We start from the raw sequence: 18445 nt of genomic DNA on the forward strand, positions 1-18445 counted from the left end.
TGTTCAGCAGGCAATGAACGACAGCGGCAGATCACGGATCTGTACCGGCGCGCTCGGTTGGTAATGGTCGTCACTGGTCAGTTCGTGCAGCAGTTCTTCGCGCAACTGATGGAAGTCGAAACTGCTGCGCTGGCGCGGATGGGGCAGGGCGATGTCCACCACCTGTTTGATCCGGCCGGGGCGCGGTTCCATCACCACCACGCGGTCGGCAAGGAAAATCGCTTCCTCGACATCGTGGGTGACCAGAATCGTGGTGATCTTTGCCCGCTCGCGAATCGCCAGCAGTTCGTCCTGCATCTGCTGGCGGGTCAGCGCGTCTAGGGCGCCGAAGGGTTCGTCGAGCAACAGGATGCGTGGGCTCGCCACCAGCCCGCGAGCAATCGCCACGCGCTGGGCCATGCCGCCGGAGAGTTGATGCGGGTAGGCGCGGGTGAAGTCGCGCAGGCCCACCAGTTCGATGAAATCGTTGACGCGCTGCTGCTTTTCAGTGGCGCTCAGCGGCTCGTTCACCAGGCCCAGGCCGATGTTGTCGGCCACCGTCAGCCACGGGAACAAACGGTGTTCCTGAAACACGATTCCGCGCTCGCCACCGATGCCGCTGACGGCTTTGCCATCGACTGTGATCTGCCCGCGAAACTGCGTGTCGAGCCCCACCAGCAAGCGCAGCAAGGTGGACTTGCCGCAGCCGCTGGAGCCGACGATGGCGACGAATTCGCCCTCGGCAATGTCGAGGTTGAATTCGCGGATCGCCTCCAGTTCGAAGCCGTCGACGTCGAAGGATTTGCCTACGTGGTTGAAGCTGACAATCGGTGCGTTCATACGTGTCTCCAGCGGGTGGCGCGGATTTCCAGGCGTTGGCCAATGAGGTTGAGCAGGGCGCCGGTGAGGCCGACCAGCAGCATCCCGGCCATGATCAGGTCCATGCGCAGCAGTTGTTGGGCGCCGATCATCTGGCTGCCGATGCCGCCGTTGGACGGCATGAAATATTCGGCGCCGATGGTGCCGAGCCAGGCGTAGATAAGGCTCAATCTGAGGCCGGCGAAAATCCCCGGCGCAGCGCCCGGCAACACCAGTCGACTTAGGCGTTGAGCGAGGCTCAGGCGCAGTACCTGTGCGGCTTCGTTGAGTTGCGGCGAGAGGTTGGCGACGCTGCGTTGAGTCGCGACAAACAACGGAAAGAAAGCGGCGAGGGCGACGAACACCCACTTGGCCAGTTCGCCCAGACCGAACCATGCGGTGAGCAGCGGAACCCAGGCAAAAATCGCGATCTGACGAAGGGCGGCGAGGGTCGGGCCGAGCACACGTTCGCTGGTACGCGACAGCCCCAGCAGCAAGCCCAGCACGAGGCCGAGGCCGCCGCCAATCAACAGGCCACCGAGTGTGCGGCCGAGGCTCAGGGCCATCCCCGAAATCAACGTGCCGTCGAGCAATCCGGTTTTCGTCGCCTCAAGCACCACCCACGGGCTGACCAGAATGTTGGCGTCGACCCACTGCTGATCGACCGCCAGTTGCCACAGCGCAAACAACCCCAGCGGCAACAGCCACGGCTGCACGCGCTGCCAGCTTTCATAGCGCGGTCCGCGACGAATTTCTGCCGTGGCCGGATGCGGCCAGTGCACCAGTTTCCTGTCCAGCAGACCGATGCCGCGATCCATCGCCACGCCGATCAGACCGATCACCACGATGCACACGAAGACGATATCGAGCATGAACAGCTGCCGCGCCCAGACCATCAGGTAACCGATGCCTTCGCTGGAGGCCAGCAGCTCCACGGCGAGCAACGAAGTCCAGCCAGCGGCCAATGCCAGACGCACGCCGGCCATGAACGCGGGGAGGGCGGCGGGCAACACCAGTCGGCGAATCAGCAGGCGTGGCGGCAAACGTAAAACAGCGGCGGCTTCCCGCAGCTTTGGTTGCGCGTCACGCACGCCGACCAGCGTGTGCAAAGTCACCGGCACCACGATGGCCTTGACCAGCACCACCAGTTTCAGCGTTTCGCCGATGCCGAAAAACACCATGAACAGTGGAATCCACGCCAGCGTCGGCACCTGGGCCAGGCCGGCGAAAGTCGGGAAGATCAGGCGTTCGAGGCGACGGCTGAAGCCCAGCGCCGCACCGAGCACCGCACCGGCGGCAACGCCCGCCAACAAGCCCCAGAACAACCGTTGCAGGCTGATCCACAAGTGACTCCACAACTCCCCCTGGGACAACTCGATCGCGCTGTTCCACACCAGCGATGGCGCCGGCAGGATCTGTTCGCTCATCCATTGATTGCGCGCCGCCAGCCACCACAGGGCGAACAGTCCGAGCGGCAATATCCAGGGTAAAACGCGTTGGCTCAGGCTTGGCCAGGTGCGCCGGTTTTTCAACGGCGGTGCGGCCAGTGGCAGGCTGAGCAGGGATTCACGGGCCATGGTGACCTCCGTTGTCGGGTTGGATCGTGTCAGCGGAATTAGCGGTGAACTAATCGTTATAAGTGAATTGAAAAATAATCATTTTGGAGATAAGCAGCGCCATTTAAGGCCTCCAGCCCTGCACGCATCCAATGCATTCGAAGAATATTTTCGATGCTCTCCATGCATACCGGCCTGCATGTCCCGACTTTGCTGGCTTAGCTTGAAAAGCTATAAAAATGTGCTTTTTAAGTATTTAAGTGCTGATGCGGATTGCGCCTACTTTCGGCTCCTCAATGCCCGCCGTGATCAGGAGCCGCACCCATGAACCTTCCCTTCAAACGTGTCATCAGTCTGTTTGCCGCGCCGGCACTGGCGGGCCTGCTGGCGTTCTCTGCCCAGGCCGACGAGCTCAAGGAAATCAGGATTGCCGTGCCTGATCTGAGCGCCGGTACCCAGCACAGCGGCGGGGGCATCGTGGACGTGCTGCGCGATCAGCAGATCTTCGAAAAGGCCTTCTCCGATCAGGGCATCAAGATTCAGTGGAGCTTCTTCAAGGGCGCCGGCCCGGTGATCAACGAGGCATTCGCCAACGGCCAGGTGGATCTGGCTTATCTGGGGGATCTGGCAGCCATCATCGGCAAGTCCAACGGGCTGGATACACGGCTGCTGAGTGCCAGCGCCCGGGGTGTGAAGCAATATCTGGGCGTGGTGCCAGGTTCGGGGATCAAAACGTTGCAGGATCTCAAAGGCAAGCGCGTGGCGATCTTCCGGGGCACCGCGACCCAGTTGTCGTTCGATGCCGCGTTGGCCAGCGTGGGCCTGAGCGAGAAGGACGTGAAGGTGATCAACCTCGATTTCAACGCGGCGGTAGCGGCGCTGGCGGCGAAGCAGATCGATGCGTCGTGGGGCAGCTCCGGGCTGACTGCATTGCAGGCCAAGGGCCTGGCCGAGTTGCCCCTGAACACCAAGGATCTCGGTGGCGCCGGCAGTGTGCAGTCGGTGCTGGTGGGCACCGGCAAGTTTGTCGACGGGCACCCGGACGCCGTGGCGAAGCTGCTCAAGGCGCAGCAGCAGGCGGTGGAGTGGCTGACTCAGGACAGCAACAAAGACGCTTACGTGCAGTTGGTTTCTGGGCTGGCGAGTTATCCACCGGTGATCCTCACCCAGGATCTGAAGGATCAGAATCTGAGTGAAGTCTTCCCGTCGACACTGGACCCACTGTTCCTCGAAAACCTGCAGGGCAAGGTGGATCTGGCGGCGCAACAGAAGCTGATCCGCAAGCCGTTCAAGGTGAACGACTGGGTCGCGCCAGAGCTGGCGGCGGCGAAGCTCTGAGTCATGCGCTCATTCCCGCGCATAGCGTGGGAATGACCCTCAAACCGCAACGCTGATCGCCTGTTTATCCACTGCCACCAACGTCTCGATCATCGCCCGTGCCGCCGGTGACAGCCGGAATCCCGTGCGGCTCACAATCCCGCACCGGGCATTCATGCTCTCCAGATTCTGCGGCAGATTGCGCCAGTGCAGCAGCGCCAGCGAGCCCTGGGCGATATCCTCGACAAACGCCTCTTCAGTGCCCACGCCAATTGCGTTGGATTGCAACACCACTTTCACCAGCGCCGGAAAATGCTCGGTCTCGATGGTCGGCGAAAAATCGATCCGCCCGCTGAGGTTCGCCAGCAGTTTGCGAATGCCCGGCGGGATCAGCGTGGTCGCCAGCGGGTAGTCGAACATGTCGTTGGTCGACAGGCTTTCCTTGGCCAGCAGCGGATGCCCCGGCCGGCAGAAAAACACCCCGCGCTTGGGTGTCAGCGGCTGGGTCTGGAAGTTCGGGTCGGACTCGAAATGGCGGATGTCGGCGATGAAGAATTCGATCTCTTCGCGGCTCAGGGCACGGCTGAGTTTTTCCCAGTTATCCACCTGAAAGCAGGTACGCACTTTCGGGTGCGCGTTGATGAATTGCGCCACCGCATCCGGCACCAGTTTCACCGCCGGCGCCGGGCCGCAACCGAAGTGCAGTTCGCCGGCATCGAGCTTGGTCATCTGGGTCACTTCGGCGCTGAGCAACGCGGCGCCCTGCACCAGCGTCAGGGCGTGTTGCAACACCACCTGGCCTTCGGGCGTCGGGCGCAGTTCCTTGTTGCCGCGATCCACCAGCACACAGCCGAACTCCTGCTCCAGCCCTTGAATGCTGCGACTGAACGCCGGTTGAGTGATGCCCATGGCGTCGGCCGCGCGGACAAAACTGCGGTGTTCGTTGAGGGCGATGAAGTAGCGCAACTGGCGAAGATCCATATGCTTTTCCGGCATCCTAAAAATAGCTCGAAGGCATTTGCGACGAGGTTGCTTGAGGTTTTAAATGCAAGCTCTTATTCCGTCAACGAAGCATGTGAATATCTATTAGATGTAAAAGGAATATAGATAGAGCGTTGTTTCGCTGCCGTCCAACCGCAAGCAGTCGATGAGGGTCTACCCATGAGCAATGCCGCACTCGCTGTAAAACCCGCTGTCCACGCGCTGGACATTCATCCGGTGGCCGGCCGTATCGGTGCCGAAATCCGTGGCGTGCACCTGTCCGGTGAGCTGGATGCCGCAACGGTTGAAGCCATTCAACAGGCGCTGGTCCAGTACAAGGTCGTGTTCTTTCGCGAGCAGACCCAGCTTGACGATCAACGTCAGGAAGCCTTCGCCCATCTGCTCGGCGAACCGGTGGCGCACCCGACCGTGCCGTCCCGCGAGGGCACCCGTTATCTGCTGGAACTGGACGGCGCCGAAGGGCAGCGCGCCAACTCGTGGCACACCGACGTGACCTTCGTCGATGCCTACCCAAAGGCCTCGATCCTGCGTTCGGTGGTAGCCCCGGCATTCGGCGGCGACACCCTCTGGGCGAACACCGCGACCGCGTACAACGAACTGCCGACGGAATTGCGTGAGCTGGCGGACAAACTAGTGGCCGTGCACAGCAACGAATACGACTACGCCGGGGCGAAGCCGGACGTGTCGGCGGAGAAGCTCGAGCGCTATCGCAAGATCTTTACCTCGACCGTCTACGAGACCGAACACCCGGTGGTCCGCGTACACCCGATCAGCGGCGAAAAAAGCTTGCTGCTGGGGCACTTTGTCAAACGCATCAAGGGTTACTCCCAGGCTGATTCGGCGCATCTGTTCGGCTTGTTGCAGAGTCATGTGATCCGCCAGGAAAACACCGTGCGCTGGCGCTGGAAAGCCGGTGATGTGGCGATCTGGGATAACCGTTCGACGCAGCATTATGCGATTGATGATTACGGCACTCAGGATCGGGTGGTTCGTCGGGTGACGCTGAAAGGTGAGGTGCCGGTCGGGGCGAATGGGCAGCGTAGTCAGACCATCAAAGGCGCCGAAATCGTCGGTGTCTGATCGGGCCTCATCGCGAGCAAGCTCGCTCCCACAGGTTTGCGGTGTACACAAATCCTGTGGGAGCTGGCTTGCCAGCGATGCTTTTAATCACCAAACGCCAATCTGAACGAGCTTCTCGGTCTCCGGCTCCCCATAACGAAACCGCTGCCCGCGCAAATCAATCTCCTTATGACTGATGGTCGTGCGCCGCTTCAACCCGCGTACCCACTCGAACAGATACCCCGCATGCTCCTCGCGCACCGCCGCATATGCCGGGTTCGCGCCCAGATCCTGCAGTTCCTGCGGATCATTCAACAGATCGAAAAGCTGCGGCCGGAAGCCGTCGTACGCCAGGTATTTCCAGCGCTCGCTGCGCACCATGGTCATGCGGCAACGGTCGATCGGCTGGCCCAGTCGCTCCCGTGCCGGGGCCTGGAAGGCGTAGTCGTATTCGCTGATCGCATAGCGACGCCATTCGGGATTCTCGCCGTGCAGCAGTGGAATCAGCGAGCGACCTTCAAGTCGATGTTCGGCGCCCGTCACGCCCAGGGCTTCGAGAAAGGTCGGCACGCCGTCGATGGTTTCCGCCAGGCGTTCGTCCACCGTGCCCCGAGTGACATCCGCCACCGCACGCGGGTCGCGCACGATCAATGGAACGCCCACCGCTTGCTCCAGCAAAAACTCCTTCTCGCCCAGCCAGTGATCGCCCAGAAAGTCGCCGTGATCGCTGGTGAACACGATCAGCGTGTCATCCCAGCGTCCGTTGCTCTGCAGGAAATCGAACAGCCGCCCCAACTGATCATCGACCTGTTTGACCAGGCCCATGTACGTCGGGATCACGTTCTGTCGTACCGGATCTTTGGAGAAATTCAGGCTTTCCTCATGCTGGCAAAAGGCCTGATAGACGGGGTGGTCGCTTGGAGAGGCATTACGTACCGGCTTGAGAATCGATTTCGTACTGTACAAAGTGTGGTACGGAGCCGGTACGATATAGGGCCAGTGGGGTTTGATATAGGACAGGTGTAAAAACCACGGTTTTTCACCTTGCTCACCGATGAAGTCGATGGCTCGATTTGTAGTGTAGACAGTCTCTGAATGTTGCTCGGGAATTCGCGCCGGCAGATGGGCATGGCGCATTTTCCAGCCGCTGAGGATTTCGCTGTTGTCGCCTTCAGCGGCGTTGGCCCAGTCGTGCCAGGGGTTACGCCCTTCGAAACCTTGCTCGCGCAGGTAATGGGTGTACGGCGCGGATTCGCGTTTGTCGTCGAACAGCGGGTCATCGGGGAAGATGCCGTCGTGGCGAAAGTACGGCTCGAAGCCGACTTCGTTCAGCACTTCGGCCTGGGCGCTTTCAGGGTTGATCGCCAGCCGCTGCAAGGCATCCACGTTGGCCGTGGCGTGGGTCTTGCCGACCAGCGCAGTACGAATGCCGTGGGGGCGCAGATAATCGCCGATGGTCAGTTCCTCCAGCGGCAGCGGCACGGCGTTCCACGCCACCTGATGGCTGCTGACATAGCGCCCGGTGTAGGCCGACATCCGCGAAGGTCCGCAGATCGTGCCCTGGGTGTAGGCACGACTGAAGCGCACGCCGGCGGCGGCCAGGCGATCGATGTTCGGGGTGTGCAGATGCGGGTGGCCGTAGCAGGACAGGTAATCGCGGCGCAGTTGATCGCACATGATGTACAACACGTTGCGCACGGGGTTTTGCGGGTTGGACATGGGATTCACCAGTCAGAAAGACAGGCGAGGTTTTCGCTTTCGGCGAGGGTGTTCGGCAAGTGCATTCGGGGAATGCGTTTCATGCAGGAAATGCATCGGCGTCTGCACAGGCCTCTTCGCGAGCAAGCTCGCTCCCACAGTGGTTTGTTGGCGGATAGAGAATTTGTGATCGACATCGATCCTGTGGGAGCGAGCTTGCTCGCGAAGAGGTCAAGTCAGACGGCGAGGTTCGCCAGTGAACACACCTCTTCTTCCACCGCATCAATCGCCTTGATCTGTTCGATCATCGCCTCGGCCAACGGCGACAGCCGATACCCGGCGCGGCTGACAATCCCGTAACGGGTGTAAAGCTCCTCCAGATCATCCGCCAACCCTTCGATCTTCAAGCACACCAACTCACCACGGGCCTGATGCAGCGCATCCGAATAGGCACCGACGATGCCGATCGCATCGGAACGCAACACCACGCCCAGCAGGCTGGCGCTGTTCTCGCACTCCACGTTTGGAACGAAATCCGGCCGGCCACTGAGGTCGACGATGACTTTGCGCAGGTTCGGCGGACGAATGCTCACGGCCAGTGGATAACTCATCAATTGCTCGGCCGTGACCCGATCCGATGCGGCCAATGGATGCCCCGCGCGACAGCAGAAATGCCATTTGCGTGGCCGCAACCGATGGGTCAGATAATCCGGATCCGCCTCGAAGTGACGGGTGTCGGCGACAAAGAATTCGAACTCTTCGCTCAGCAGTCGCTTGCTCAGGCTCTGCCAGTCATCGACCTGGTAATGCACCCGTGCTTTCGGATAGCGGCCGATGAAGCTGCCGATCGCTCGGGGGATCAATCCTGCCGCCGGCGCCGGGCCGCAACCGAAGCGCAATTCCCCTGCCTCCAACCCGTTGAACTGGCTGATCTCGTTCGCCATCTGCTGTGCGCCGCTGACCAGTCGCCGCGCGTGTTCAAGCAGCACCTGGCCCTGTTTGGTCGGCGGCAATTCCTTGCGCCCGCGATCCACCAACTGGCAACCGACGCTGTGTTCCAGCGCCTGAATGCTGCGGCTGAACGCCGACTGCGACAGGTTCACCGCCTGCGCGCCCGCGACGAAGCTGCGTTGTTCGGCGAGGGCGATGAAGTGTCTGAGCTGGCGCAAGTCGATATGCATTTTTCACATAAAAAATATCCGGGAAATGCATTGGATATGCATTAGGTCGACTCCTTATAAAGGCAATCTCTTATGCAGTAAATCTTTGTAAAAACATAAATAAATAACCAAAAAGAATATGCGGCACGGAAGATGTCAGCGTGTTTTTTGACCAGGAGCAGCCCCATGAGTCCGTTGAACCTCGCTTCACCGCCGCCGCCACGACGGCTCAAACGCTTGCCTCTGGCCCTGTTGCTGGCGGGGAGTGCCAGCTGGACCCACGGTTACGCTGCGGAAGCGGAACCCCCCGTGCCGGCACCGGCAGGCAAAACCGCCACCGCCACTTCGCAACTGGAAACCGTGACCGTCACCACTCGCCGTCGTGAAGAAAGTTCGCAGGATGTACCGACGCCGATGAGCGTGGTCAGCGGCCAGACTCTGGAGACGCAGCGGGTCTACCGGATTCAGGATCTGCAGCAACTGGTGCCCAGCGTCAACGTCGCCTACATGCATGCGCGCCAGTCCAGCGTTTCGATTCGCGGCCTGGGCAACAACCCGGCCAGCGACGGTCTGGAAGGCAGCGTCGGGCTGTACATCGACAACGTTTATCTGGGTCGCCCGGGGATGGCGGTGTTCGACCTGATGGACATCGAACAGCTGGAAGTCCTGCGCGGGCCGCAGGGGACGTTGTTCGGCAAGAACACCACCGCCGGGGTGATCAACATCAGCACTCGCGCACCGAGTTTCATCCCGGAGCGCAGCATCGAAACCTCGGTCGGCGAGGACGGTTATTTCCAGACCAAGGGCACGCTTTCCGGGCCGCTCAACGATCAACTGGCCGGGCGAATTTCCGCCTATCGCACCCGCAGCGACGGCGACATCAAAAACGAATTCAACGGCCATGACCTGAACGGCGGCTCCCGCGACGGCTTCCGTGCGCAGCTGTTGTTCAAGCCCAACGAGAACTTCAATCTGCGCTGGATCGGTGATTACAACGAAGAGGATTCCAGTGCCGGCACCCGCGTGCTGTACAACACCGGGCCGACCATCAACGGCGTCAACCTCTATCAGTCCCGGGCCAATGCCGCCGGCGCGACGCTGGTCAACGGCTCGCACCGCAAGGTCAATCTGGACAACGATCAGCACGTCACAGTGCATCAGGGCGGCACGTCGGTGGAGGCCAACTGGACGCTGCCAAGCGACTTCACCCTGACCTCGATCAGCTCCTACCGCTACTGGAATTTCACCCCGGCCAACGACGATGGCCTCAACGTTGCGGCAACCTACAACGCCGGTGTGTCGGTAGAGGACAAGCAGTACTCGCAGGAATTTCGACTCGCATCGCCCAAGGGCGAGTCCTTCGATTACGTGCTCGGCGCTTACTACTTCGGTTCGGATCTGGACAACAAATCCTTCGCCTATTACGGCCCCCAGGCCGACATCTGGAACGGCACGCCACGGGGCGCATTGGCCAACGTCGGCAGCGTCGGCCGCGGCCACATCCAGACCGACAGTTTTGCACTGTTCGCCCAAGGCACCTGGCACCTCACACCACGCCTGGATTTCACTGCCGGAGTACGTGGCACCTATGAAGAGAAGAACGCCTGGGTCAATCGCGATGCGCCGGTCGGTGGCGCCGCTGTCACGGGCGCCGCAGCGACTGCACGACGCGGACGTACTGGCGCTTACGACTCTGGCGATCTCAACCAGTACAGCTCCAGCCCATCCGGCTTGCTCAACCTCAGCTATCGCATCACCGATGATCTGCTCGGCTACGCCACGCTGTCTCACGGCGAGAAATCCGGCGGGGTCAACCTTGTGGTGGGTTCGGCACCAACTGCCGGCGCCGACTCGCTGCTGATCGGCACCGAGCGCGCCAACAACGCCGAACTTGGCTTCAAGAGCACGCTGTGGGACCGCCGACTGCAGCTCAACGCCAACCTGTTCTGGACTCAGGTCAACGCTTATCAGACCAACGCCTACGATGACGTCAATCGCGTGCAATACCTGACAAACGCCGGCTCGGTGCGCTCGCGTGGAGTGGAATTCGAAAGCACCGTGATCCCGTTGCGCGGCCTGACGTTGAACTTCAACGGCTCGTTCAACGACGTCAGTTATCTCTCGTACAAGGATGCGCCGTGCCCGCCGGAAGTCAGCCTGGCGCCAAGCGCTCCGGCTTCTTGCGACCTCAGCGGTCATCAGGTCGTCGGTGCCTCGAAATGGATCGGCAACGCCAACGGCAAATACGAATGGAATCTGGCCAACGGGCTGCAACCTTACGTCACCGGCAGCTATGCATTCCGCTCCAAGGCAGTGGGCACGGTCGAGGATTCCGACTACGGCCAGATCCCGAGTTACGCGGTGGTCAATCTCTCCACCGGCCTGCGCGGCGATTTCAATCAGGGCCAGTGGGACGTCTCGCTGTGGCTGAAAAACGCCTTCGACAAAACCTACTACACGACCCTGTGGACCGGCGGCAACGGCGGTTATGAAGGCCTGCTCGGCACGCCGCGCACCCTCGGCGTCACTGGTCGCTACGACTTCTGATCGATCCCTCAAGGAGCTGCATCATGTTGCGCATCAAAACCGCTTTACCGGTGTTGTTGTCCGGCGCAGTGCTCAGTGCCGGAGCGCTCGCCGCGCCCAGCGTCTACCCCACCGGCGTCACTCGATACGACCCGGCCAAGGCCTTCAACCAATATGTGATCTTCAGCGGTGCCGACAAGCAGACGCACCTGATCGACATGAACGGCAACGAGGTCAAGAACTGGCCCCAGGCCGGATTCCCGTCGGCAATCATCGACCCGCAACTGGTCGGTGGCGAGCGGGGTCATGTGTTGTTGCAACTGAGCGAAAAGGATCCGGGCAAGCTCGGTTCCGCCGGCAACGGCCTCGGCAATCAGAGCATCGGTGAGCTGGACTGGGACGGCAAAGTCATCTGGCAGTGGGGCGAGAAAGCGCCCGGTGGCGCGGCGCAACAGCATCACGACCAGCGTCGTCTGAGCAACGGCAACACCGTGGTGCTGGCGAACAAGGTGCACAAGGTCAAAGGCTTCAAAGTGCCCGAAGTGATCGACGATGCAATCTACGAAGTCAGCCCCACGGGCGAGGTGAAATGGCAGTGGCTGGCGTCGGATCATTTGAACGAATTCGGCTTCACCGCCGAGCAATTGAAGCTTGTTCGCGCCAGTGAAAATCCGGATTACCTGCACATCAACAACCTCAGCCTTGTCGGGCCGAACAAGTGGTTCGATGCCGGCGACAAACGCTTCAACCCGGACAACCTGCTGCTCGATTCACGCAACGCCAATTTCATCGCGATCATCGACAAACACAGCGGCAAAGTGGTGTGGCGCCTGGGGCCGAACCTGCCGCTGGCCAACCCGAAAACCGCGCAGCAAATTCCGCGTCCGGTGGACCAGTTCGTCGGTCAACATGACGCGCATATCATCCCGGCCGGATTGCCCGGTGCGGGTAATCTGCTGGTGTTCGACAACCAAGGTTCAGCGGGTTATCCGAACGTTACGCTGGGGCTGATTTCCGGCTCGCGGGTGCTGGAAATCGACCCGGTGAAAAACGAAATCGTCTGGCAGTACAGCGCCGCCAATTCGAAGCAGCCAGGATGGGCGTTCTACAGCTCGTTTATCAGCAGCGCGCGGCGGTTGCCTAACGGCAACACACTGATCGACGAGGGCATGAACGGACGGTTTTTCCAGGTGACGGCCAACGGCGAAAACGTCTGGGAATACGTCAGCCCCTATCTGGGCAAGGCACCGGGCAGCGACGCGATCAGCAACTGGGTCTATCGGGCTCTGCCTGTGAGTTATGACTGGGTACCGGCAGGGACGCCGCGTTCGGAGACGGCCGTGATTGCGCCGGCCATTGGTGTGCAACAGACCCATGCCAGTCGTTAGTTATCAGGGCTCTTCCGAATCGAAATAAGTTATGAACGACATGAATAGTGCATATAGCAATATCGTTGAAAAGTCGCGTGGACAATAAGTGAATGTCCAACCATTCTGAGTGTCGTGAGTTTCCAGGAGGAAACTTGCTCTCATCGGAAGACACACTTATCCAACGATAAAGGAAATCGCATTATGTCGAGCATTAATGGCACTTATGTAAACGCCAACGCTGGCGCCAAGCTGGTTATTACCGACGGCAACGATGCCAATGGTACTTTCAGCGGCCAATTCAGCCAGGGCGGCGTGAATTACGATGTCAGCTACGGGCATTACCATTTCCAGAACAGCACCGGACAACCAACCACCATTACGTTTGTCGGTCTGAATGGCAACAGCGGATTTCAGGCATGGTCATTGTTTTCACCTGATCACAACTACTCGAAAGTTCGTGCCGCCGGTTCCCGTACCAACTTTGACGGTGAGGTAGTCCTCTTGGCCGGGGAGTTTGTGAAGCAATAAGAAATTCAGTAAATCGAAGGCCGATGCATTAAACATGCATCGGCCTTTTTTATTTGCTTGTCGAAAAAATCGTCAACTATCACCTTGGAATTAGTTGTCACTTAATCCCGGGTCATCAATAACCCGATGCCTTGGAGGAATACTTTTTATGCCGGAAAAGCATGTCGATTTCGGCGAATCGCTGGAAGCCTTGCGGGCCGTGGCTTTGGCGGAAATGACCGTTTCTTATATTCCATAAGCGTCTATTCATAACATGAAAGATTACTTTCGGAGATAAGCCTCTAGCCCCAATGATTGACCCATCGATCACGCCGTGGGGGATTCAACAAGCGGCGAATCGGCTACGCGAAAAAACGCAAAGAGACCGCAGGGAGTAAATCAATGGGCAATGTCCAGACCGCCGCCAGTGCAGAGGAGGTGCTGTGGCGCCAGGCGCCGAGCGGCGAGTTGGTCGATCTCGGCCGGCCCCATCGCGTGCCGTTGGGGCAGCTGCGTTTGCAGCGCGCGCCGAAGGGCATTCTGAGCCGCCGCGAAACGATTCTGCTCGGCGTTCTGGCGCTGGTGGTGCACGGCGCGGTGATCTACTGGATCAACCAGCATCCCACACCGGCGCTGCCGATCGTGCCGCCGGAAATTCCACCGATGACCATCGAATTTTCGCCCCCGGCACCCCCGGCGCCGCCAGAGGTTGTACCGCCGCCACCGGCACCTGTGGTCGAGCCACCACCGCCGGTGGAAGACGAACTGGCAACCAAGCCGCCACCGAAACCGAAGCCGATTCCCAAGCCGAAACCGGTCGCCAAACCGGTACCGAAACCAGCACCCAAAGCGATCGAGCAACCGCCGGCTCCGCCACAACCGGCCGCTCCAGTCGCCGCGCCAGCGCCACCTGCACCACCGGCGCCTGCTCCGGTGACCCCGGCCTCGGCCAACGCCGCGTACCTGAAGAACCCGGCGCCGGAATATCCGTCGCTGGCCCAGCGTCGCGGTTGGGAAGGCACGGTGTTGTTGCGAGTGCACGTGCTGGCCAGTGGCAAACCGGGCGAGATCCAGATTCAGAAAAGCAGTGGCCGGCAACAGCTCGACGACGCGGCGCTGGACGCCGTAAAGCGCTGGAGCTTCGTGCCGGCCAAGCAGGGTGATGTCGCCCAGGACGGCTGGGTCAGCGTACCCATCGATTTCAAGATTCACTAAACCGAAACCAAATTCGCGCGAAATGTTTACACGAGGGAACACATCATGACGTTACTGGCATCTCCACTGGAATCCATCGAAAGCGCGGTGATCTGGCTGCTGGTGGTCTTCTCTGTCGCCACCTGGGGCCTGGCATTGCTGAAGGCGCTGCAGTTCGGCCGGTTGAAGGCGCAGGACCGCAAATTTCACAAGCGCTTCTGGGCGGCGTCGAGTCTGGACTCCGCCGCCGAGTTGAGCGAAACGCAACCCGGCGCGGCAGCGCGGGTGGCACAGGCCGGTTACGCGGCGATTCAAGTGGGCGAGGCGCCGCAGGCCAATGACCTGAGCCAGGCGATCAACCATCAGGACCGCCTCGAACGTGCCTTGCGCCAGCAGATCGTCCGCGAGCGCCGTTCGCTGGAAACCGGTCTGGCGGTGGTCGCAAGTATTGGCAGCACCTCGCCGTTCATTGGTCTGTTCGGCACGGTGTGGGGAATCATGGAAGCGTTGAAAGGCATCAGCGCGGCGGGCTCGGCGAGCCTGGAAACGGTGGCCGGTCCGATCGGTGCGGCGCTGGTCGCCACCGGGGTGGGGATCGCGGTCGCGGTGCCGGCGGTGCTGGTTTACAACTACTTTTTGCGTCGTCTGAAACTCACGGCGGCGGACCTGGACGACTTTGCCCACGACTTCTACAGCCTGGCGCAAAAGAGCTCGTTCCGCGTGCTGATCCACCCGACCGCGCACAAGGCTGCGGCCCAGAGCAACGCAACAAAAGTGAAGGAGGCGTCCTGATATGGCCTTCTCCACGCAAGACAGCGACGAGGTGCTGAGCGAGATCAACGTGACGCCGCTGGTGGACGTGATGCTGGTGCTGCTGGTGGTGTTCATAGTCACCGCGCCACTGCTGACCAACGCGATACCGATCAACCTGCCGAAGACCGAAGCGGTGGCGCCGGTCGAGCAGAAAGACCCGTTGGTGGTGAGTATCGACGGTGCAGGAAAACTGTTTATCAACAAGGACGAAATCCAGCCGGATCTGCTGGAGTTCAACCTCAAGTCGGCCAAGGCCAAGGACCCGGAAGTGCGCGTGCAATTGCAGGCGGACGACGGGGTGAATTACGGCGAAGTGGCGCGAGCCATGGCTTCGATTGAGCGGGCGGGTATCACCAAGTTGTCGGTGATCACTGCACGATAAGGGTTTCACGTTTTTCCGGGGCCGTCTCCTTGGCAGGGTGCGGCCCCTTTTTTTGCTTGATACTTAATATTCTTTTCAGGTCTTAATAAATAGCTTCTTATTCCTTAACGAATATAAATCCCGTCCCTATACTCGATCAGGAACAGACACGACGCAGGAGAGCTCCCCCATGCGCAACGAATCAATCCGCTATCTGATTGTGCCGGGCTGGCAAGGATCGCCAGAAGATCATTGGCAAAGCCACTGGCAGAACAGCCTGCCGAACAGTGCGCGGGTGGAGCAGGCCGACTGGCTGACGCCGCGTCGTGAAGACTGGGTTGCGGCGCTGGCCGAAGCGATTGCCGCCGACAGCACGCCGGTGATTCTCATCGCTCACAGCCTGGGCTGCATCACTGTGGCGCACTGGGCGGCTACCGCGCCGCTGCAGCATTTGCGTCAAGTACGCGGTGCGCTGCTGGTCGCGCCGGCGGATGTGGAGCGTCCGGCCTGCGTGCCGGCACTGCGCAACTTTGCACCGATTCCCACCGATCTGCTGCCGTTCCCGAGCCAGGTCGTCAGCTCCGACAACGACGCCGCCGTCAGCGCGCCGCGCGCGCTGGAACTGGCACGCAACTGGGGCGCCGAGGCGGGGATTCTCGCGGGCGCCGGCCATATCAATGTGAAGTCCGGGCATCAACGCTGGGAGCAGGGATTCGCCTATCTGTATCGCCTGCAAAACCGCATGGAACACCACGCCCGGCGTCGCGCCTGACCCCTTTTATTTTTTCAGCGCCCCCGTCTCCCGGCGATTTGGGGCGGGAGTCTGCCATGAGTTTCGAAACCTTCGGTCAGCCGTTGTTGACCTTTCCCGATGCGGAAAAAAGTCCCCTGAGCATTCGCGCCAAGGCGCTGGTGTTCGTCGATCCGCGCTCGCGCCAGTTGCGCGAGGAAATGGCCCAGCTCGCACCGCGCTCGATCTCGGTGTTGATTCGCGGCGAGACCGGTACCGGCAAGGAATTGCTCGCCCGCCACATCCACCGCGCCAGTGATCGCAGCGGCTTGTTCGTCTCGGTCAACTGCGGGGCGATCAGCCCGACGTATGCCGATGCCGAACTGTTCGGCTACGCCGCCGGCAGCTACAGCGGTTCAGCCAGCAGTCGCGCCGGCTGGTTCGGTTCGGCCAACGGCGGCACCTTGTATCTGGATGAAATCGGCGACTTGCCGCTGCCGATCCAGATCAAGTTGCTCGCCGCGCTGGAAAACCACGAAGTCACCCGAGTCGGTGCGCATCAGCCGAGCCCGGTGGACGTGCGTCTGGTCGCTGCGACCAGCATCGATCTGGCGCAAGCGGTGGCGGCAGGAAAATTTCACGAGCGGCTTTATCACTATCTCAGCGAAGGGCACCTGGAATTGCCGGCGTTGCGGGCGCGGGTCGGTGACATTCTGTCGCTGGCCGAGTACTTCCTCGGCATCTACAGCCAGCGTCTGGATCTGCCGGTGCCGCTGATCAGCGAAGCGGCGCAGGAGGTGCTGGAGCAGCACAGCTGGCCGGGCAACACCCGGGAGCTGGAAAACGTCATTCACTTTGCGTTGCTGGTGAGCACTGGCGATGAAATCCTGCCGGAGCACCTGAACCTGCCCGAGGTGTCTGGGTCGCTGGTTCAGATCGAACGTCAGGTGGCGAGCATCACTGCCAAAGGGACAGCCGGGGAACGTAAGGCATTGAAAGAATTACTGTTGAGCCTGAGCGAGGCGTTGTAACCATTTTGTTCAACATGAACAAAATGGAATATGAAGCTGAATAAACGTTATTGTCCGGGAATAAAAAATCCCGGTATTGTCCGACTCACGCCAGCAGTAGCACATCGCTGGCACACGTATTAATGCCGTCGTCGATGACGACCGTGATTTTCGACTAAGGACACTGCATGAAAAAGGTTCTGTTGTTTACCGCATTGGCGGCTGCTCTGACTGCTTCCCTGGCCCAGGCCGGCGAAAAACTGGTGGTCGCCGCGACCCCGGTTCCACACGCCGAGATCCTCGAGCTGATCAAGCCGACCCTCGCCAAAGAAGGCGTGGATCTGGAAATCAAGGTCTTCACCGACTACGTGCAGCCGAACGTGCAGGTGGGCGAGAAGCGTCTGGACGCCAACTACTTCCAGACCCTGCCGTACCTGAACAGCTTCAACCAGGGTAAATACAAGGACGACAAGGCCAAGTACCTGGTGACCGTACAAGGCGTTCACGTTGAACCGTTCGGTGGCTACTCGAGCAAGTACAAGACCCTGGCTGAACTGCCGGACGGCGCCACCATCGCCATTCCGAACGAAGGCAGCAACAGCGGTCGTGCCCTGATCCTGTTGCAGAAGGCTGGCCTGATCGAGCTGAAAGACCCGAAAAACGCTCTGGCCACGCCGAAAGACATCGCCAAGAACCCGCACAACTTCAAGTTCAAGGAACTGGAGTCGGCCCTGCTGCCGCGCGTTCTGAAAGAAGTCGACCTGGACATGATCAACACCAACTACGCGCTGGAAGCCAAGTTGAACCCGACCAAGGACGCTCTGGTGATCGAAGGCGCGGATTCGCCTTACGTGAACTTCCTGGTCGCCCGTGAAGACAACAAGAACAGCGACGCCATCAAGAAACTGGCCGCTGCCCTGACCAGCCCGGAAGTCAAAGCGTTCATCGAGAAGAAGTACAACGGCGCGGTACTGCCGGCGTTCTGATCTGACGCAGCAACACAACCCCTTCAGGTATGAAAACGCCGATGGCCAGTGATGGTCATCGGCGTTTTTGTGTGTGCGGGTGAGGGTGTCTTTAAGCTCAGGCTATCCCGGTTTTCAACGCCCGGCGCAACGCCACCAACAATTTCACGATTTCCTGCGGATCCAGTCGCTGCGGCACTTTTACGTCCATGTTCTCTTCCTTGTTATGGGTTCGGCCGGGGGAGTCTGGCCAAAAGCTGTTCGTCCTTGGAGGGCTTTTATGAAAAAAAGATCCGTCCTACAGCGCTGGGGACAATAGCCTTCCTCCTTCTTTCCGGCA

At 60.2% G+C, this 18445-nt stretch carries 16 protein-coding genes; 11 read left to right on the plus strand and 5 right to left on the minus strand.

Annotated features, from left to right (window positions below; all coding sequences use genetic code 11):
* Window positions 1–3 precede the first annotated feature (3 nt).
* Both CAG02_RS15365 and CAG02_RS15370 read right to left on the minus strand, forming a co-directional pair.
* Window positions 4–819, minus strand: a complete 816-nt coding sequence (locus CAG02_RS15365) for an ABC transporter ATP-binding protein (RefSeq protein ID WP_085712662.1) — start codon at window positions 817–819, stop codon at window positions 4–6.
* Window positions 816–2414: an ABC transporter permease gene (locus tag CAG02_RS15370; RefSeq protein ID WP_085712663.1), complete on the minus strand. Its 1599-nt coding sequence runs from the start codon at window positions 2412–2414 to the stop codon at window positions 816–818. Before CAG02_RS15370 ends, CAG02_RS15365 begins: the two co-directional genes overlap by 4 nt.
* Before the next feature lie 303 nt (window positions 2415–2717).
* On the opposite strand from CAG02_RS15370, the gene CAG02_RS15375 reads away from it, so the two are divergent.
* Complete coding sequence (locus CAG02_RS15375) at window positions 2718–3731, plus strand: ABC transporter substrate-binding protein (protein ID WP_085712664.1); 1014 nt, start codon at window positions 2718–2720, stop codon at window positions 3729–3731.
* A 39-nt stretch (window positions 3732–3770) separates the two neighbouring features.
* Here CAG02_RS15375 and CAG02_RS15380 read toward each other — a convergent pair whose 3' ends face one another.
* Window positions 3771–4691 carry a LysR family transcriptional regulator gene (locus CAG02_RS15380; RefSeq protein ID WP_085712665.1) on the minus strand — a complete coding sequence of 307 codons (921 nt, stop codon included), beginning with the start codon at window positions 4689–4691 and terminating at the stop codon, window positions 3771–3773.
* Window positions 4692–4871: 180 nt separating this feature from the next.
* Here CAG02_RS15380 and CAG02_RS15385 point away from each other — a divergent pair, with 180 nt between their 5' ends.
* The gene (locus CAG02_RS15385) at window positions 4872–5792 is read left to right on the plus strand and encodes a TauD/TfdA family dioxygenase (RefSeq protein ID WP_085712666.1); all 921 of its coding nucleotides are present in this window, start codon (window positions 4872–4874) and stop codon (window positions 5790–5792) included.
* 87 nt (window positions 5793–5879) lie between these two features.
* Here the strand turns inward: CAG02_RS15385 and CAG02_RS15390 are convergent, their stop codons facing one another.
* Both CAG02_RS15390 and CAG02_RS15395 read right to left on the minus strand, forming a co-directional pair.
* On the minus strand, window positions 5880–7490 hold the full coding sequence (locus tag CAG02_RS15390) for an alkaline phosphatase family protein (protein ID WP_085712667.1): 1611 nt from the start codon (window positions 7488–7490) through the stop codon (window positions 5880–5882).
* Between the two features lie 215 nt (window positions 7491–7705).
* Window positions 7706–8650: a LysR family transcriptional regulator gene (locus CAG02_RS15395; RefSeq protein WP_085712668.1), complete on the minus strand. Its 945-nt coding sequence runs from the start codon at window positions 8648–8650 to the stop codon at window positions 7706–7708.
* A gap of 165 nt (window positions 8651–8815) precedes the next feature.
* On the opposite strand from CAG02_RS15395, the gene CAG02_RS15400 reads away from it, so the two are divergent.
* The 9 genes from CAG02_RS15400 (at window position 8816) to CAG02_RS15440 (ending at window position 18126) form a co-directional block, all read left to right on the plus strand.
* Entirely contained in the window at window positions 8816–11176 is a 2361-nt protein-coding gene (locus CAG02_RS15400) for a TonB-dependent receptor (protein ID WP_085712669.1), read from the plus strand.
* Between the two features lie 23 nt (window positions 11177–11199).
* Window positions 11200–12543, plus strand: a complete 1344-nt coding sequence (locus tag CAG02_RS15405; protein ID WP_085712670.1) for an aryl-sulfate sulfotransferase — start codon at window positions 11200–11202, stop codon at window positions 12541–12543.
* A 183-nt stretch (window positions 12544–12726) separates the two neighbouring features.
* On the plus strand, window positions 12727–13053 hold the full coding sequence (locus tag CAG02_RS15410) for a hypothetical protein (protein WP_085712671.1): 327 nt from the start codon (window positions 12727–12729) through the stop codon (window positions 13051–13053).
* 381 nt (window positions 13054–13434) lie between these two features.
* Window positions 13435–14247 (plus strand): energy transducer TonB, encoded by an 813-nt coding sequence (locus tag CAG02_RS15415; protein WP_085712672.1) that lies wholly within the window; start codon window positions 13435–13437, stop codon window positions 14245–14247.
* 45 nt (window positions 14248–14292) lie between these two features.
* Complete coding sequence (locus tag CAG02_RS15420; protein WP_085712673.1) at window positions 14293–15018, plus strand: MotA/TolQ/ExbB proton channel family protein; 726 nt, start codon at window positions 14293–14295, stop codon at window positions 15016–15018.
* Between the two features lies 1 nt (window position 15019).
* Window positions 15020–15421, plus strand: coding sequence for a biopolymer transporter ExbD (locus CAG02_RS15425; protein WP_003220570.1), 402 nt, complete (start codon window positions 15020–15022; stop codon window positions 15419–15421).
* Between the two features lie 169 nt (window positions 15422–15590).
* Window positions 15591–16172, plus strand: coding sequence for an alpha/beta hydrolase (locus CAG02_RS15430; protein ID WP_085712674.1), 582 nt, complete (start codon window positions 15591–15593; stop codon window positions 16170–16172).
* 56 nt (window positions 16173–16228) lie between these two features.
* Window positions 16229–17161, plus strand: a complete 933-nt coding sequence (locus tag CAG02_RS15435; RefSeq protein WP_085712675.1) for a sigma 54-interacting transcriptional regulator — start codon at window positions 16229–16231, stop codon at window positions 17159–17161.
* A gap of 167 nt (window positions 17162–17328) precedes the next feature.
* The gene (locus CAG02_RS15440; protein WP_007952772.1) at window positions 17329–18126 is read left to right on the plus strand and encodes a MetQ/NlpA family ABC transporter substrate-binding protein; all 798 of its coding nucleotides are present in this window, start codon (window positions 17329–17331) and stop codon (window positions 18124–18126) included.
* Window positions 18127–18445 lie beyond the last annotated feature (319 nt).

The organism is Pseudomonas sp. R43(2017) (genome assembly GCF_002112345.1).
GTDB lineage: Bacteria > Pseudomonadota > Gammaproteobacteria > Pseudomonadales > Pseudomonadaceae > Aquipseudomonas > Aquipseudomonas kribbensis.

Bases quoted from the DNA above. Each gene is read 5' to 3' on its own strand.
- CAG02_RS15365 (WP_085712662.1), bottom strand. From the start codon at position 819: ATGAACGCACCGATTGTCAGCTTCAACCACGTAGGCAAATCCTTCGAC.
- CAG02_RS15370 (WP_085712663.1), bottom strand. From the start codon at position 2,414: ATGGCCCGTGAATCCCTGCTCAGCCTGCCACTGGCCGCACCGCCGTTG.
- CAG02_RS15375 (WP_085712664.1), top strand. From the start codon at position 2,718: ATGAACCTTCCCTTCAAACGTGTCATCAGTCTGTTTGCCGCGCCGGCA.
- CAG02_RS15380 (WP_085712665.1), bottom strand. From the start codon at position 4,691: ATGGATCTTCGCCAGTTGCGCTACTTCATCGCCCTCAACGAACACCGC.
- CAG02_RS15385 (WP_085712666.1), top strand. From the start codon at position 4,872: ATGAGCAATGCCGCACTCGCTGTAAAACCCGCTGTCCACGCGCTGGAC.
- CAG02_RS15390 (WP_085712667.1), bottom strand. From the start codon at position 7,490: ATGTCCAACCCGCAAAACCCCGTGCGCAACGTGTTGTACATCATGTGC.
- CAG02_RS15395 (WP_085712668.1), bottom strand. From the start codon at position 8,650: ATGCATATCGACTTGCGCCAGCTCAGACACTTCATCGCCCTCGCCGAA.
- CAG02_RS15400 (WP_085712669.1), top strand. From the start codon at position 8,816: ATGAGTCCGTTGAACCTCGCTTCACCGCCGCCGCCACGACGGCTCAAA.
- CAG02_RS15405 (WP_085712670.1), top strand. From the start codon at position 11,200: ATGTTGCGCATCAAAACCGCTTTACCGGTGTTGTTGTCCGGCGCAGTG.
- CAG02_RS15410 (WP_085712671.1), top strand. From the start codon at position 12,727: ATGTCGAGCATTAATGGCACTTATGTAAACGCCAACGCTGGCGCCAAG.
- CAG02_RS15415 (WP_085712672.1), top strand. From the start codon at position 13,435: ATGGGCAATGTCCAGACCGCCGCCAGTGCAGAGGAGGTGCTGTGGCGC.
- CAG02_RS15420 (WP_085712673.1), top strand. From the start codon at position 14,293: ATGACGTTACTGGCATCTCCACTGGAATCCATCGAAAGCGCGGTGATC.
- CAG02_RS15425 (WP_003220570.1), top strand. From the start codon at position 15,020: ATGGCCTTCTCCACGCAAGACAGCGACGAGGTGCTGAGCGAGATCAAC.
- CAG02_RS15430 (WP_085712674.1), top strand. From the start codon at position 15,591: ATGCGCAACGAATCAATCCGCTATCTGATTGTGCCGGGCTGGCAAGGA.
- CAG02_RS15435 (WP_085712675.1), top strand. From the start codon at position 16,229: ATGAGTTTCGAAACCTTCGGTCAGCCGTTGTTGACCTTTCCCGATGCG.
- CAG02_RS15440 (WP_007952772.1), top strand. From the start codon at position 17,329: ATGAAAAAGGTTCTGTTGTTTACCGCATTGGCGGCTGCTCTGACTGCT.